General features: G+C 63.3%; 11 protein-coding genes. 1 reads left to right on the top strand and 10 read right to left on the bottom strand.

The genetic code is table 11. The features are described from left to right. Position 1: 1 nt before the first annotated feature. A complete protein-coding gene (locus tag LB556_RS11135) occupies positions 2-1,762 on the bottom strand; it encodes a hypothetical protein (RefSeq protein ID WP_224566933.1) in 1,761 nt (586 codons plus the stop codon). Positions 1,763-1,837: 75 nt separating this feature from the next. Continuing rightward, positions 1,838-3,136 (bottom strand): adenylosuccinate synthase, encoded by a 1,299-nt coding sequence (locus LB556_RS11130; protein WP_224566931.1) that lies wholly within the window; start codon positions 3,134-3,136, stop codon positions 1,838-1,840. Positions 3,137-3,347: 211 nt separating this feature from the next. On the opposite strand from LB556_RS11130, the gene LB556_RS11125 reads away from it, so the two are divergent. Beyond that, the gene (locus tag LB556_RS11125; RefSeq protein WP_224566929.1) at positions 3,348-4,244 is read left to right on the top strand and encodes a DMT family transporter; all 897 of its coding nucleotides are present in this window, start codon (positions 3,348-3,350) and stop codon (positions 4,242-4,244) included. Positions 4,245-4,263: 19 nt separating this feature from the next. Here LB556_RS11125 and LB556_RS11120 read toward each other — a convergent pair whose 3' ends face one another. From LB556_RS11120 to glmM, 8 genes are all read right to left on the bottom strand, one after another. Continuing rightward, complete coding sequence (locus LB556_RS11120; RefSeq protein WP_224566927.1) at positions 4,264-5,475, bottom strand: c-type cytochrome; 1,212 nt, start codon at positions 5,473-5,475, stop codon at positions 4,264-4,266. Beyond that, entirely contained in the window at positions 5,472-7,238 is a 1,767-nt protein-coding gene (locus LB556_RS11115; protein WP_224566926.1) for a GMC family oxidoreductase, read from the bottom strand. The genes LB556_RS11120 and LB556_RS11115 overlap by 4 nt, the downstream gene beginning before the upstream one ends. 2 nt (positions 7,239-7,240) lie before the next feature. After that, the gene (locus LB556_RS11110) at positions 7,241-7,993 is read right to left on the bottom strand and encodes a gluconate 2-dehydrogenase subunit 3 family protein (RefSeq protein ID WP_224566925.1); all 753 of its coding nucleotides are present in this window, start codon (positions 7,991-7,993) and stop codon (positions 7,241-7,243) included. A gap of 314 nt (positions 7,994-8,307) precedes the next feature. Next, on the bottom strand, positions 8,308-9,909 hold the full coding sequence (gene serA / locus LB556_RS11105) for a phosphoglycerate dehydrogenase (protein ID WP_224566924.1): 1,602 nt from the start codon (positions 9,907-9,909) through the stop codon (positions 8,308-8,310). A 63-nt stretch (positions 9,910-9,972) separates the two neighbouring features. Next, entirely contained in the window at positions 9,973-11,148 is a 1,176-nt protein-coding gene (locus tag LB556_RS11100) for a phosphoserine transaminase (protein ID WP_224566923.1), read from the bottom strand. 260 nt (positions 11,149-11,408) lie between these two features. Next, the gene (locus LB556_RS11095; RefSeq protein WP_224566922.1) at positions 11,409-12,182 is read right to left on the bottom strand and encodes an outer membrane protein; all 774 of its coding nucleotides are present in this window, start codon (positions 12,180-12,182) and stop codon (positions 11,409-11,411) included. A 200-nt stretch (positions 12,183-12,382) separates the two neighbouring features. Further along, positions 12,383-13,216, bottom strand: coding sequence for an outer membrane protein (locus tag LB556_RS11090; protein ID WP_224566921.1), 834 nt, complete (start codon positions 13,214-13,216; stop codon positions 12,383-12,385). Positions 13,217-13,468: 252 nt separating this feature from the next. Further along, positions 13,469-14,821: a phosphoglucosamine mutase gene (glmM, locus tag LB556_RS11085; RefSeq protein ID WP_224566920.1), complete on the bottom strand. Its 1,353-nt coding sequence runs from the start codon at positions 14,819-14,821 to the stop codon at positions 13,469-13,471. Positions 14,822-15,091 lie beyond the last annotated feature (270 nt).

Genomic DNA, 15,091 nt, shown 5'->3' with positions numbered 1-15,091 from the left:
CTCAACCCGCCGTCTTGGCCTGCCAGGCCTTGATCGCCTCGTCGAACACCTTCTCGCCGGGAATGCCCTTTTCCATGGTCAGCAGCGCCCGTCGCCCGGTCTTGTAAACGACCGGCACGTCGATCCAGTCCTGGCCGCGCAAGAGAGTCATGTTGGCGTCCTCGTCGGCCTTGGTGTCGTTGAGCGCAACGAGGAAGAAGCCATCCGCGATCTTGGCCGGGATGCCGATCAGCGGGCTGCCGGCATCCTGTTCCGAACTCTTCATGGCGACGCGCAATATGTTGTCGACGCCGCCGCCCTCGAAGCCGTCAGGCGTCAGGAAGATCATCTCGATGATATGGCTGGCCGGTAGGGTCTGGTCGGTGTTGCGGCGGATGGTCATGCGCAACTGGATGTCCTTGCCGGGAATGGTGGCCTCGGCGCGGATCGCCGGCTCGGGCGGCAGGTCGCCGCCGGGCGATTCCTGCACCAGCGACCAGACGATGCTGCCGGGCTCGGCCGATCCTTGCTGGGTGCTGGTGCGCTCCTCATAGAAGATCGCCTTCTGGCCGACCGGAACCGAGGTTTGCGCCGGAGCCGCGGCCGGAGTTGCCGGCGCGGCGCCTGCCGGTGCGGGCGGTGTGGCAGCGGCCGCACCCGTCGGCGCGGGCGCGGTTCCGTTGGCGGGAGATGTCGCCAGTGGGGTGCCCGCCGCGGGCGTGGTGCCTGCCGCAGGCGTACCGGCAGCCGGCGTACTGGCAGCCGGCGTACTGGCAGCGGGAGTACTGGCAGCCGGCGCCGGAACCGCCGGCGCTGCCGTGGCCGGCGCATTCGCTGCCGTTGGCCGTGTCGTCAGCGCCGCGACGGACTCGCCCTCGCCTATGCCGCTCTGCCCGCCCGCCGGGCCGGGGTCGGTTTCGCCGCCTCCAGGCGTCAGCCGCTGCGTGAATTTCGTGCCTTCGGCGCCTGTCGCGGGCGCCGGTGGCGTGGCCGCGGCATCGGTCGCCGGCTTGGCCGGCGCCGGTTTCACGGGTTCGACCTTGGCAACAACCTTGCTGCCGTTCAGGCCAAGCATCTTGCCGAAGGCGTCCTTGTTCAGCCAGATGCCGTAACCGCCGCCGGCAACGACCAGCAACGCGACCACGGCAGCGATCAACCCGCCATAGCTGCGCTTGCGTTCGGCCGGGCGCAAACGCTCGAAAGTGTCGGCGGCGGTCGGCGCTTCGTCATCGGCAAAGACGTCGTCCTGGTCGGCTTCCCGATCCGCGTCCATCCCCGGCAAGGTCTTTTCCGAAAAATCCGGAGCGGGCTGCACCGGCGTCTGCCTTTGCCAGCCAGGCTCGGCCTTGGCGGTTGGAACGGGTATGTAACGCTCGGGCTTTGGCAAGGGCGGTGCCGGCGTGTAGGGCCCTGGTGTGCCTGTGGCCGGGGCTGGCCGATAGGGGGACGGAGCCGGAATGGCGGCAGCCTCCGCCTTGGCCGGCTGCTTGACGTGGTTCGACTGATTCTTGTTGCGGTCGATGGAGGAAAAGATGTGTTCCAGTTCCGCGAGCGGATCCGTCTCCGGCACACGCTTGACATAGTCCCGCTCGACGCCGGCAATGGCGTCCTCCAACGAGCGTTTCTGCTTGTCGATGGCCTCGGGAGCCAGCGGCGGCGAATACTCCGCAAGCTTCTTCCCCAGCATGGCACGAACGCTGTTATAGATGCGCGTACGCTTCTCGGGCGTCTCGTCGCCATGCTTCTCGAACGCGTTTTTCAGAACAGCAACGAAATCTGCCATGCTTCAGTCGACCTGTATTTTGCTTCCGCGCCGGCCCCCGCAAGTCAGCCGTTATGCCCGGAAAGGCTTCAGAAACTAGTCTTGAAACGGATCGGTCACAAGTATCGTGTCGTCCCGTTCCGGGCTGGTGGAGAGGAGCGCGACCGGCGCGCCGATCAACTCTTCTATGTATCGGACATATTTGACGGCCTGGGCCGGGAGATTGTTCCAGCTGCGTGCGCCGGCGGTGGTGCCTTTCCAGCCTTCCAGCGTCTCGTAGATGGGTTCCACGCGAGCCTGCGCGCCCTGGCTTGCCGGCAGATAGTCGATCGTCTCGCCATCGAGCCTGTAGCCGGTACAGACCTTGATCTCGTCCAGCCCGTCGAGCACGTCGAGCTTGGTCAGCGCGATGCCCTTGATGCCATTGACGGCGACCGCCTGGCGCACCAGCACCGCATCGAACCAGCCGCAGCGGCGCTTGCGCCCGGTGACGACACCGAATTCATGGCCACGCGTGCCGAGGAACTCGCCGATCTCGTTCTTCTGCTCGGTCGGGAACGGACCTTCGCCGACGCGCGTCGTGTAGGCCTTGGTGATGCCGAGCACGTAGCCGATGGCGCCCGGACCGACGCCGGAGCCGGCGGCGGCCTGCCCGGCGACAGTGTTGGACGAGGTGACGAACGGATAGGTGCCGTGGTCGATGTCGAGCAGCGTGCCTTGCGCGCCCTCGAACAGGATGCGCTCGCCGGCCCGGCGCTTGTCGTCGAGCACCTTCCAGACGCGGTCCATATAGGGCAGGATATTGTTCGCGACCGAGGTCAGCTCCTGCATGATCGCGTCATGCGTGACTTCGCCATGGCCGAGCCCGCGACGCAGCGCATTGTGGTGCGTGAGCAGCCTGTCGACCTTCAGGGGCAAAGTTTCCAAATCCGCCAGATCCATCACCCGAACCGCGCGCCGGCCCACCTTGTCCTCGTAGGCGGGGCCGATGCCGCGTCGGGTCGTGCCAATCTTTGTTCCGGAATTCGAAGCGGCATCCTCGCGGAATCCGTCCAGCTCCCGGTGCACGGACAGGATAAGCGCGGTGTTTTCGGCTATTTTCAGGCGATCCGGCGTCACTTCGACGCCCTGGCCCTTAAGCTTCTCCACTTCTGCGACGAAAGCATGCGGATCGAAGACCACGCCATTGCCGATGATGGACAGCTTGCCCTCCCGCACGACGCCCGAAGGCAACAGCGACAGCTTGTAGACCTTGCCGTCGACGACCAGCGTGTGGCCGGCATTGTGGCCGCCCTGGAAACGCACCACCACGTCGGCGCGCTCCGACAGCCAGTCGACGATCTTGCCCTTGCCTTCGTCGCCCCACTGCGAGCCGACGACCACCACATTGGCCATGTTTCTTTTCCCTTGAGACGCCGCCATGCGGCTTGGATATGGTTCGAAACGACAGGCCTCTATAACGTCAAGACCTCGCGAGTGCGACCTTTCTTTGCCGCCGAAAATGGCCCGAGGCACAACAATTTTCGGCTTTGACATCATTTACTTGGGCCGACGGGGGCAATAGGCCGGCAAACACCGCGGCCCATCCCGCGGCCGGAAGCCCGCGATGCATCGAAGCGCCTACATATTCCTGCTGCTCACCACCTTGCTGTGGGGCGGCAATTCGGTGGCCGGCAAGCTGGCGGTCGGCCACGTCTCGCCGATGACGCTGGTCTTCCTGCGCTGGCTGCTGGCCGTGGCGATCCTGCTGCCGATCGGCTGGCGCACGATCCAGGAGGATTGGCCTGCCGTGCGCAGGCACTGGTTCGTGCTGGCGGCGCTTGGCGCCAGCGGCTTCACTCTGTTCAACACCATCTTCTACACCGCGCTCAACTACACCACGGCGATCAATGTCTCGATCGAACAGGCGGCGATGCCGATCCTGATCATGACAGCCAACTTCATCTTCTTCCGTCTGCGCGTGAACTGGGCGCAGATCGCCGGCGTGGCACTGACCATCTTCGGCGTCATCCTGACCGCCTGCCATGGCGATCCGCGCCGGCTGCTGACGCTGGAGCTCAATTTCGGCGACGCCATCATGCTGGTCGCGGTCGTTCTCTACAGCGGCTATTCGGTCGGGTTGCGGCTGAAGCCGGTGATGCGCTGGCAGAGCCTGATGCTAGCCATGTCGTTCGCGGCACTCGTCACCTCACTGCCCTTCTTCCTGTGGGAGGCAGCCGCCGGCAAGGTGATCGTGCCCGATGCGCGCGGCTGGGCTGTCATCGTCTACACCGCGATCGGCGCCTCGGTCATCTCGCAGATCCTCTACATCAGGGGCAACGAGCTGATCGGCGCCAACCGCGCCGGCCTGTTCATCAATCTGGTGCCGATCTTCGGCACGCTGCTTTCGGTGCTGATCGTCGGCGAGACCTTCCAGCTCTATCAGGCGCTGGCGCTGGTACTCGTTCTGGGCGGCATCGGGCTCGCCGAGCACAGCGGGCGCAAGACAGCTTCCAGGCCCTGACAACACTGGCGCGCCGGGATCACTGCACCAATTCCTTGCGCACGGCCGCGACATCGTCGGATGAGACCGCCGGAGCGGAATTGCCCCAGCTGCCGCGCACATAGGTCAGCACGTCGGCGATTTCCTGGTCCTTCAGCCGCCACGCCAGAGAGGGCATGGCGGGCGTCGTCGGCGCGCCGGCCGTGTGCACGGCCTGGCTTCCGGCGAGGACGACGCGGGCAAGCGTTTCGGGATTGCCCTGCGCGACGATGGAATTGCCGACAAGGGTTGGAAACAGCGCGCCGGCGCCGGCGCCATCGCCGCCATGGCAGGCCGAACAATTGTCACGGTAGATCGCCTCGCCCGCCACCATCCGCGCCTCGTCGGGCTTGGGCGCCTGCGCATTGCCGGTGTCGGTCCCCAGGCTCTTGAGATAGACGGCCACGGCCTTGAGGTCGGGATCCGTCATTTTGGAGGTCGAATTCTCGACCGCTTCAGCCATCGGACCGGACGCGATCGAATGCGCGTTGACGCCGGTCTTGAGGTAGGCGACCACATCCTCCTGCGACCATTTTCCGAGGCCGGATTGAGCATTGTTGGTGATGTCGGGCGCAAACCAGCCCTGCAGCGACGCCCCTTGCAGGAAGCTGCTGTCCTGATCGGCGCCCAGGAAGGATTTGGGCGTGTGGCAGGTGCCGCAGTGCCCGGCCCCCTGGACGATGTAGGCGCCGCGATTCCATTCCGCCGACTTGGACGGATCGGCCTGGAAGCTTGCCTCGCTGAAGTTCAGGAGGTTCCAACCCCACATCGCCAGCCGGATGTTCAAGGGGAACGGCAACTGGTTGGCCTCGACCTTGTTCGAGACCGGCTCGACCGTGGTCATATAGGCCCACAGATCGGAGATGTCCTGCTCGGTCATCCGGGTATAGGCGGGGTACGGCATGGCGGGATAGAGCCGCACGCCATCGTGCCCGACACCGGTCTTCATCATGTTGCGGAACTCGGTCTCTGACCAGTTGCCGATGCCCGTCTCGTGGTCGGGCGTGATGTTGGGCGGCACCAGAACGCCGAAAGGCGTTTCGAGCGGCAGGCCACCGGCCAGCGGCTTGCCGCCCGGCCTCGTGTGACAGCCGGCGCAATCGCCGAGCACGGCCTGGTATTGGCCATGCATGATCTGGTCGGCTTGATCGGCGCCCAGTGCCGGCGTGATCGCCAGCAGGGCCGCGCCGGCGGTGGCGGCGAGCGCCCTCACGACTGCACCAGCGGCGCGCCCGGATTGCGCAGATAGTGATTGCGGATACCGTCGGCGGCGCGGTAGGCGAGCGCTCCGACCGTTCCCGTCGGATTCTTGCCGGCGTTCTGTGGGAAGGCCGACGCGCCGATGACGAAGACGTTGGGGACGTCCCAGCTTTGCAGGAAGGTGTTCACCGCGCTTTTCTTCGGGTCCGTTCCCATGATGGCGCCACCCGTATTATGGGTGCTCTGATAAGGGACGCTGTCCCAGCCCTTCTTGCGGCGGCCAACATTGTACTGCTTGCCGCCAAGCGTCTTGGCGATCTCCTCCATCCGGTCGCCGACATAATTAGACATCCGGATGTCATTGTCGGGAAAATCGAAGGTCATGCGCATCAGCGGCCGGCCGAAGCGGTCCTTGTAGGTCGGGTCGAGGTCGAGGTAGTTGGTGCGTGTCGCGTAGCTGCTGCCCTGCGAGGAGAAGCCAAGCGTGCTCTTGTAACCCGCGACGGTTGCCTTCTTCCAGGCGCTGCCCCATTTCGGCGTACCGGGCAAGGTCGGCCTTGTCCCGATGGGACGTCCATTGGTGGGGATGCAGTTGATGCCCGCGCCACCGACGAAATCGAGCCCGCCGTGATCGAAGGCGTCGCCATTATAGTCGTCTATCGTCTGGCCAAGCGCGCCCGCGGCAATGAACGGATTGAAGTTCTTGTCGTCGAAGAACACCTGCGTGCCGGCATTGGTCTGGTAGCAATAGTTACGCCCGACCGTGCCCTCGCCGGTAACGGGATCGTAGATCTTGCCGATGCCCGACAGCATCATCAGTCGGGCATTGTGCAGGCCGTAGGCGCACAGAAGCACGAGATCGGCCGGCTGGAAGAATTCCTGTCCCGACGTATCGACATAGGTCACGCCGCGCGCCGACTTGCCGCCGGGGGCGAGATCGACATGCAGCACCTCGCTGTCGGTCCGGACCTCGAAATTGGCCTTCTTCATCAGGACCGGAAGGATGGTCGTCTGTGCGCTGGACTTGGAATAGTTGGCGCAGCCGAACCGCTCGCAGAATCCGCAATAGGTGCACTGCCCCATGGTGATGCCGAGCGGATTGACATAGGTCCGCGACATGTTGGCGGACGGCGTCGGGAACGGATGCAGCCCCATCGATCGGCCAGCGTTGGCGAACAGGGTCGGCGCGTAGGTCATCTCCATCGGCGGGTTCGGATAGTCCCGCGATCTCGGATCCTCGAACGGGTTGCCGCCTTCCTGCAGCTTGCCCTTGATGTTGCCGGCCTTGCCCGAGATTCCCGCCAGATATTCGAACTGGTCGTAATAAGGCTCCATCTCGGCGCCGGTCAGCCCCCAGTCCTCGATCTGGAGATCGGCGATCCGCGCCGCGCCATACCTCTTGGTCAGGTTGGTCTTGATCTGGAAGTCCGAATCCCAGAACCGCCAGGTGTGGCCGTTCCAGTGCACCCCGGCGCCACCGACACCGTTGCCGGGCAGGAACGAGCCGAAATCGCGCATCGGCAGCGCCGTCTGCGAGGGGTCGTTGCGCATGGTCAGGGTTTCCACTGCAGGCTGCAGGAACAGGTCGCGCCGCACGCTGTAGCGCAACTCGTCCTGTGCGTAGCCGATGTTGAAATCCGTTGCCGTGTCGCGCCACGGACCGCGCTCGATGGCCAGCACGTCCAGGCCCTGATCGGTCAGTTCATGCGCGAGGATGGACCCTGTCCAGCCGAGGCCGACGATCACGACATCCTTGCGAGGTAGTATCGTCGTCATGGTCAGCTCCTTTTCACGAGCCATTCCGGGCTGCCCTCGATGGAGACGGGCGGCCGCGGATAGGGTTGATTGTGCTTGCTGACGTGGTCCCGGTAATCATAGCGCGCGCCGGGGAAACCAAGCATGCGCCACGACACCATGTCCTTGTTGCCGCCATAGACCGGATCGGCAAAGAACCCTTCCATCGTGTTCTGCAGCAGAAGTCCGAAGAAGCCGGCAGCCTTGACGCCATCGGGCAATTCGACCTTTCCGGCTTCCATGGCGGTCAGGAACGCGTCCTGGTCGGCCGGCTGGAGTTCGGTGAATGTCTTGCCGTCGCGCTGCTTCAGGAAAGCGTCGATGGCGGCAAGGCCGGAGCGGTAGCGCTGGGCGGGATTTGCCTCGCCCTGGTAACCCTGCGTGGGCAATGCGGGCAGGAACGGTCCTTTGGTGTAGAGCCGGCTCGACGTTCCGAACGCACCCGTCAGCTGACGATCTATATAGACGGCGCAGCCGGCCTCCTTGCCGCCCATCGAGAGTTCGTCGGCGGGAACGATGCGATCGACGATGGCCTCGACGAGCGCCGCCTCCCGAGGCGTGAAGAACTGCCAGCCACCGGGCACGACCTGCGTCGGCGGATCGGACGACAGCGGCGCCCAAGGCAGCGAGCCCGACAAGGATCGGGCAAAGCTTGCCGATGTCGCCGTTACCGTAAACATCGCTACCGAAGACAGGAAAAGACGACGGCTCAGTCGGACAGTATTGTGACGATCCATCGAAGGCACCCCGACAGCAACAGAGGCGCGCCGGAAGTCGCGCGCAAAATCATGACGAAATCGGTTGAGTTAAGTCATGTCCACTAACTGGTGTCAGCGTGCGGAAAGAAAACAGGATCGTCAAGCGGATCACAAAATCGTTAGATTAGGCCAGCCCTCTTCTTATCGTCATTCGCTAATGTATTGGCGACTAACCAATGAGGCACAATCCGCCGAGCCATTCCAGCGCCGACGGCAACGCCCAGCATGCGCGTGCCGGCAAGCGGGGCGTCCTAATGGCATTGCCTGTCACCGCCGAGATGCGGGCGGACAGGTCAGATTGCGCCCACGTCGAACCGCAGCCGCTTTGCCGAGTCGATCGACTTGTGGTCCCGCACCTGCTCCAGCACTTTTTCCGGGAATGGCGCGTCGAGATAGAGCAGCGCGATGGCGTCGCCCCCCGGCCGGTTGCGGCCAAGCTGGAAGTTGGCGATGTTAACTCCGTTCTCGCCGCACACCGTGCCGAGCAAGCCGATGATGCCGGGTGCGTCGGCATTGGTCGTGTACAGCATGTGCTGGCCGACCTCGGCGTCGAGGTTGATGCCCTTGATCTGGATGAAGCGTGGCTTGCCGTCCGAAAAGCAGGTGCCGGCGATCGAGCGCGTCATGTGCTCGGTCTTGACCGTCAGCTTGATGTAGCCGTCGAAGACGCCCGACTTGTCGCGCTTGACCTCGGCCACGATGATGCCGCGCTCCTTCACCATGATCGGCGCCGACACCATGTTGACATCGGCGACCTGAGGCCGGATCAGGCCGGCGAGCGCGGCACTGATCAGCGCGCGCGTGTTCATCGTCGCGGTCGAGCCGTCGAACAGGATCTCGACCTCGCTGATCGGATCCTCGGTGACCTGGCCGACAAAGGCGCCGAGCACTTCGGCGAGCTTGACGAACGGCTTCAGTCGCGGCGCTTCTTCCGCCGTGATCGAGGGCATGTTGATGGCGTTGGAGACGGCGCCCTTGATCAGGTAGTCGGACATCTGCTCGGCGACCTGCAGCGCGACGTTCTCCTGCGCTTCCGCCGTCGAGGCGCCAAGGTGTGGTGTCGCCACCACGTTCTCCATGCCGAACAGCGCGTTCTGTTCGGCGGGTTCGACCTCGAACACGTCGATGCCGGCGCCCGCCACCTTGCCGCTCTTCAGCGCCGCGACCAGGTCGGCCTCGACCACCAGCCCGCCACGGGCGCAGTTGATGATGCGCACGCCATTCTTCATCTTGGCGATGGCCGCCGCATCGATGATGTTGCGGGTCTTGTCGGTCAGCGGTGTATGCAGCGTGATGAAGTCCGCGCGGGCGAAGAGTTCGTCCAGTTCCACCTTGTCGACGCCGAGTTCCTCGGCGCGCTTGTCCGACAGGAACGGGTCGAAGGCGACGACATGCATCTTCAGCCCGACGCCGCGCGTGGCGACGATGGAACCGATGTTGCCGCAGCCGATGACGCCCAGCGTCTTGCCGGTGATCTCGACGCCCATGAAGCGGTTCTTCTCCCATTTGCCGGCATGGGTCGAAGCGTTGGCTTCCGGGATCTGGCGGGCGAGCGCGAAGATCATCGCCACGGCGTGTTCGGCCGTCGTGATCGAATTGCCGAAGGGCGTGTTCATCACGATGATACCCTTGCGGCTCGCCGCCGGGATATCGACATTGTCGACGCCGATGCCGGCGCGGCCGATAGCCTTGAGATTGGTGGCGGCGTTGATCAGCTTCTCGGTAACCTTGGTCGCCGAACGGATGGCGAGGCCGTCATACTGGCCGATCACTTCGAGCAGCTTTTCCTTGTCCTTGCCGAGATCGGGCAGGTAGTCGACCTCGACGCCGCGATCCTTGAAGATCTGCACGGCAGTGGGAGAAAGTTTGTCAGAGACGAGAACACGGGGCGCCATGGCGGCCTCCTTGAAAATGGGATTGATCCGGGAATGGGCGGCCCGCGGGCCGCCACCAAGATTTCAGGCAGCCGCTTTCAGCGATGCCTTCTGGCTGGCGAAGGCCCAGTCGAGCCAGGGCAACAGCGCTTCGAGATCGGAGGTCTCGACCGTTGCACCACACCAGATACGCAGGCCTGGCGGCGCATCGCGATAGGACCCGATATCGTAGGCGACGGCTTCCTTGTCGAGCATCGAGACCAGCCCCTTGGCGAAAGCCGCCTGCGCGTCGGCATCGAGCGCCGCGATATCGGGATCAGTGAAAGAGAGGCAGACCGAGGTGTTCGACCGCGTCGCCGGTTCGGCGGCGAGATGGCCGAGCCAGGACGATCTTTCCACGAACCGGTCGAGCACGGCGGCATTGGCGTCGGCTCTGGCGATCAGCGCATCGAGGCCGCCGATCGACTTCGCCCAGTTCAACGCGTCGAGATAGTCCTCGACGCACAGCATCGACGGCGTGTTGATGGTCTCGCCCTTGAAGATGCCCTCGATCAGCTTGCCGCCGGAGGTCAGGCGGAAGATTTTCGGCAGCGGCCATGAAGGCTTGTAGCTCTCCAGCCGCGCGACGGCACGCGGCGACAGGATCAGCATGCCATGCGCGCCCTCGCCGCCCAGCACCTTCTGCCAGGAGAAGGTCACGACGTCGAGTTTCTCGAAATCGAGCCGTTGCGCGAAGGCCGCGGACGTGGCGTCGCAGATGGTCAGGCCGTTGCGATCGGCGGGAATGAAGTCGCCGTCCGGCACGCGCACGCCCGAGGTCGTGCCGTTCCAGGTGAAGACCACATCGCGGTCGAAATCTATCTTGGTCAGGTCAGGCAGCGCGCCGTAGCCGGCCTCGATCTTGCGGACATCGGCGAGTTTCAGCTGCTTGACCACGTCGGTGACCCAACCCGAGCCGAAGCTTTCCCAGGCGACCATGTCGACGCCGCGCTCGCCCAGCAGCGACCACATCGCCATTTCGACAGCACCCGTATCCGAGGCTGGCACGATGCCGATTCGGTAGTCGGCTGGGACCTTGAGAATCTCGCGCGTCAACGCGATCGCCTGCTCGAGCTTGGTCTTGCCGATCTTGGCGCGGTGGGAACGGCCAAGCGCGGCGGATTTCAACACCTCGACCGACCAGCCGGGACGTTTTGCGCAGGGACCTGAGGAAAAATTGGGATTTGCCGGACGGAGTCCGGGCTTCGTAGGAGTCGTCATCGTGGTCTATCCTTCCAGATAGTGGCCCCTCGTTGGGGAGGGGTGGCCCACGGACGGCGATATGCGTTCAGGCATCGGGCGTCAAGAGGAAAGTTTTTGTCGCTGCCGGGATACCGCACGCCTGTCGCCCAAAAGTGCGCTACGGTTTTGGGACAACGACATGCCTCAAACAAGAACTGTCCGCGATCAGGATCGCGTGAACTTCAAACGCAAACGGCGGACCACGAGGATCCGCCGTCAAACCCTGATTTGTCCCAGACCTACCAGAGGTCGTAGCGCAGCCCGAGCTTCACCTGGTGATTGCTGATCCCCTTGTGGACCGGATAGGAGGTCAGGCTTTCGGCCGTCACGTATTCGGCGTCGGGTGCCGAGAAATACTGATAGCCCAGATCGATGGAAACGTTCTTCGACACCTGGTAGGCAAAGCCTGCATTCAGCGTGTAGGCGAGTGAGTATTTGGTCCTGTTGTCCTGCTGGGTGAAATCGTCGGTAGGGTCGCTGTTCTCGGTGAAATAGCTCGCCGAAAGCTGACGCTTGCTCTGCACCACGCCCAGACCAGCGCCGAGGTAGGGTGTGATGCCCACATAGGTGCCGAGATCGACATAGCCGTTGAGCATCAGCGAGTACGCGTAATTCTTCAAGGACGCCGACGCCACGGTCGCCGTTGCCGGCAGTGTCACGGTCGCGGAATCGTCATAGCCGATGCCGATCTTGTTGCCTGGCAGATAGCCGAGATTGAGATCGGCGCGTAGATAATCGTTGAAGTGGTAGCCGAAGCCGATGCTGGCAAAGATCGGGTCCTGTTTCTCGTCGAAGCTCGCCGGCGTGAAAGCGAAATCATCGTCCTTGAAGCTCTTCTCCACCAGGTAGGAGACGTCGCCGCGCAGATACCATCCGGAGCCGACTTCCACCGGCACATAGTCCGGCGCCTGGTCGACATAGATCGGCGGATCGTAGTCGGCGGCGAGTGCCGATGTCAGTGGCAGGAGGCCAAGTCCGGCAAGTGCCAACGCAATGCGCGATATGAGTGTCATGATCCCCGACTCCCGAATTTGGCGATACCTGCGATCACGGCGGCAGCCATCGTTTCAAGGAGCATTGTTAACCATAGTGGTTAAGTGCCGGTTAAGGCTAACAGGGCGTTAGCGAATTGATTTCGAACGGGAGATCATCTCAAAACGAAACCGCCCGGCTGATGCCGGGCGGTCGAAGAATTCCTGGAACTTCGAGGCGATTACTTGGTGTAGATCGGTTCGGGTTCCGGCTGGTAGGCCACCACCGGTGCGGCGCAACCATTGTTGCCGCCGAACTGGTAGCGCAGGCCACCACGCACTTCATGTGTGTTGATGCCGCGGTCGAACCCTGGTCCGGAGCTGCTCGCATCCCACTCGAACATACGGCCGCCCTGGATATGGGAGAAGCGGTACCCTGCATCGAGGATGATCTTGTCGGTCAGGCAGTAGGAGGCACCGGCCATGAGCGCGTAGGCGAAGCGCCAGTTGGACGCGCCAGGATTGGTCTCGGTGGTGTTCGGATCGTAGACAGTATCCCACTTGACGCGCGCGCCGCCGATACCGGCGCCGACATAGGGCGTGATGCCGTGCCAGGTGCCGATATCGACATAGGCGTTGGCCAGCAGCAGCAAAGCGCTCATCTTCGACACTTCGGTCGAGGTCGTGGTGAGATCCGAGGTGCCACCGTTGAAATTCGACTTGAACCAGTAGTCGGCGGTCAGGTCGGTGCGGAAATGATCGTTGATCTTGTAGCCGACACCGCCACCGAGCGAGAAGCCGCCCTTGAGCTTGCCGTAGTCGAAACTCTTGCTGCCCGGCGTGACCGAACAGTTGCAGGGATCGACGGTGTAGGTCATGTAGTCGATGCCGCGCACATCGGACTTGTGATAGTCGATATCGCCACGGATATACCAGCCGCCGACATCGACGGGTTGCTCATAGACCGGCGGCGGCGCCTCTTCGACCTGCGGCTCCGGAAGGTCGGCTGCGAACACCGGCCACGCCAGTCCCGCGAACAGTGCGGCGAACAGGGCCTTTCTTGCTGTATTGAACATGCTTGTCACCCCTAAGAACCCTCGGGACGCGATCGCGCCCGACTGAGATTGGCTTTCAGGCGTGGATAATGAATCGCAAAGGTTAAAAGGCGTTTAACCCTGTCGATTAACCACGAATCTTTAAAATTCCAGGGATCGGCGATATTTTCGATAGAAGGCGACCGGCTCTCCGGCCAACAAAAAAGCCCGCGGGGGGCGGGCTTCGATGCAACCAGCGCGCGCTGGCGCGACGTCTTCGGGTCGAAGCGGAGATCAGGCGGCGCTGCGGGTTTCCGAGATGACCCCGACGATGTCGTTGACGACAGCCTCGACCAGTTGCGGATCGTCGCCCTCGGCCATGACACGGATCAGCGGCTCGGTGCCGGATGGACGGATGACCAGCCGCCCGGCCTTGCCGAGACGGTGGCGGGCGTCTTCGATCGCGGCCTTGACCTGGGCTTCCTCCAGCGGCTTGCCGCCGGCGATGCGAACGTTCTTCAAAAGTTGCGGAACCGGCTCGAACTTCTTCGACAGTTCGCTGACCGGGCGGCCCTGCCGCTTGATGCAGGCCAGCACCTGCAGTGCGGAGACCAGACCGTCGCCTGTGGTCGAAAAGTCAGACAGCACGATGTGGCCCGACTGCTCGCCGCCGACATTGAGCCCATGCGCGCGCATATGCTCCACGACATAGCGGTCGCCGACCTTGGTGCGGTGCAATTGCAACTTCATGTCGCCGAGAAAGCGTTCGAGGCCGAGATTGGACATGACCGTCGAAACGACGCCCCCGCCAGCCAGCCGCCCGCTCTGGTGCCACGACTCGGCAATCAGCGCCATGATCTGGTCGCCGTCGACGATAGCCCCGTTCTCGTCGACGATGACGACGCGGTCGGCATCGCCGTCGAGCGCGATGCCGATGTCGGCGCGCACTTCGTGGACCTTCTTCTGCAGCCCGGCCGGATGGGTCGAGCCGCATTCCCTGTTGATGTTGAAGCCGTTGGGCTCGACATTGATGGCCACGACCTCGGCGCCGAGTTCCCACAGCGCCTCGGGCGCCACCTTGTAGGCCGCGCCATTGGCGCAGTCGACGACGATCCTCAGGCCCGAAAGCGACATCGAGCGCGGCAAGGTGCGCTTGGCGAATTCGATGTAGCGGTCATGCACGCCGTCGACGCGCTTGGCGCGGCCAAGCCCGTCGGAATCGGCGAGCGCCAGTTCGATGTCCTTGTCGAGCATGCTCTCGATGCGTTCTTCGATCTCGTCGGAGAGCTTATAGCCGTCGGGCCCGAACAGCTTGATGCCGTTGTCGTAGTAGGGATTGTGCGAGGCAGAGATCATGACGCCGATGTCGGCGCGCAGCGAACGCACCAGCATGGCCACCGCCGGCGTCGGGATCGGGCCAAGCAGGAATACGTCCATGCCGGCGGCGCAAAGGCCGGCCACCATCGCGTTCTCGATCATGTAGCCGGAAAGCCTGGTGTCCTTGCCGAGCACGACGCGGTGGCGGTGGCTGCCGCGCTGGAACGAAAGGCCGGCGGCCATGCCGACCCGCATGGCGATTTCGGCGGTCATCGGAAACTTGTTGGCGCGCCCGCGAATGCCGTCCGTGCCGAAGTAATTTCCTGCCATTCTAGCCAGTATCCCCGATTGTCCTTAGCCGGCACGTCTTGCCACAATTGGCGGCCGCGCATTGATCACATTGTGTGATTGTATGTTACCAATCCTTAGAAAATCATTGTTGTGCAATGCGCACAACATGGCCGCAGCCGTTCATGGGACACTGTTGCGCCACATATACCAGTTTTGCGAGCCGTGCGCCGCGGTTGCACACCGGAAATTCTTGTCCCGAAGGCCGTAAGGCCGAATGATTTCATCACCTTGTCGTTAGAACACGACTTT

The organism is Mesorhizobium sp. ES1-4, from assembly GCF_020164745.1.
Classification (GTDB): Bacteria; Pseudomonadota; Alphaproteobacteria; order Rhizobiales; family Rhizobiaceae; genus Mesorhizobium.
Note: the sequence above shows the minus strand (reverse complement) of the source record. Positions and strands in the feature narration are given on the sequence as shown.

Coding starts and splice junctions, on each gene's coding strand:
- LB556_RS11095 (WP_224566922.1), bottom strand. CDS start 12,182: ATGACACTCATATCGCGCATTGCGTTGGCACTTGCCGGACTTGGCCTC.
- serA (WP_224566924.1), bottom strand. CDS start 9,909: ATGGCGCCCCGTGTTCTCGTCTCTGACAAACTTTCTCCCACTGCCGTG.
- LB556_RS11100 (WP_224566923.1), bottom strand. CDS start 11,148: ATGACGACTCCTACGAAGCCCGGACTCCGTCCGGCAAATCCCAATTTT.
- LB556_RS11135 (WP_224566933.1), bottom strand. CDS start 1,762: ATGGCAGATTTCGTTGCTGTTCTGAAAAACGCGTTCGAGAAGCATGGC.
- LB556_RS11115 (WP_224566926.1), bottom strand. CDS start 7,238: ATGACGACGATACTACCTCGCAAGGATGTCGTGATCGTCGGCCTCGGC.
- LB556_RS11125 (WP_224566929.1), top strand. CDS start 3,348: ATGCATCGAAGCGCCTACATATTCCTGCTGCTCACCACCTTGCTGTGG.
- LB556_RS11090 (WP_224566921.1), bottom strand. CDS start 13,216: ATGTTCAATACAGCAAGAAAGGCCCTGTTCGCCGCACTGTTCGCGGGA.
- LB556_RS11130 (WP_224566931.1), bottom strand. CDS start 3,136: ATGGCCAATGTGGTGGTCGTCGGCTCGCAGTGGGGCGACGAAGGCAAG.
- glmM (WP_224566920.1), bottom strand. CDS start 14,821: ATGGCAGGAAATTACTTCGGCACGGACGGCATTCGCGGGCGCGCCAAC.
- LB556_RS11110 (WP_224566925.1), bottom strand. CDS start 7,993: ATGGATCGTCACAATACTGTCCGACTGAGCCGTCGTCTTTTCCTGTCT.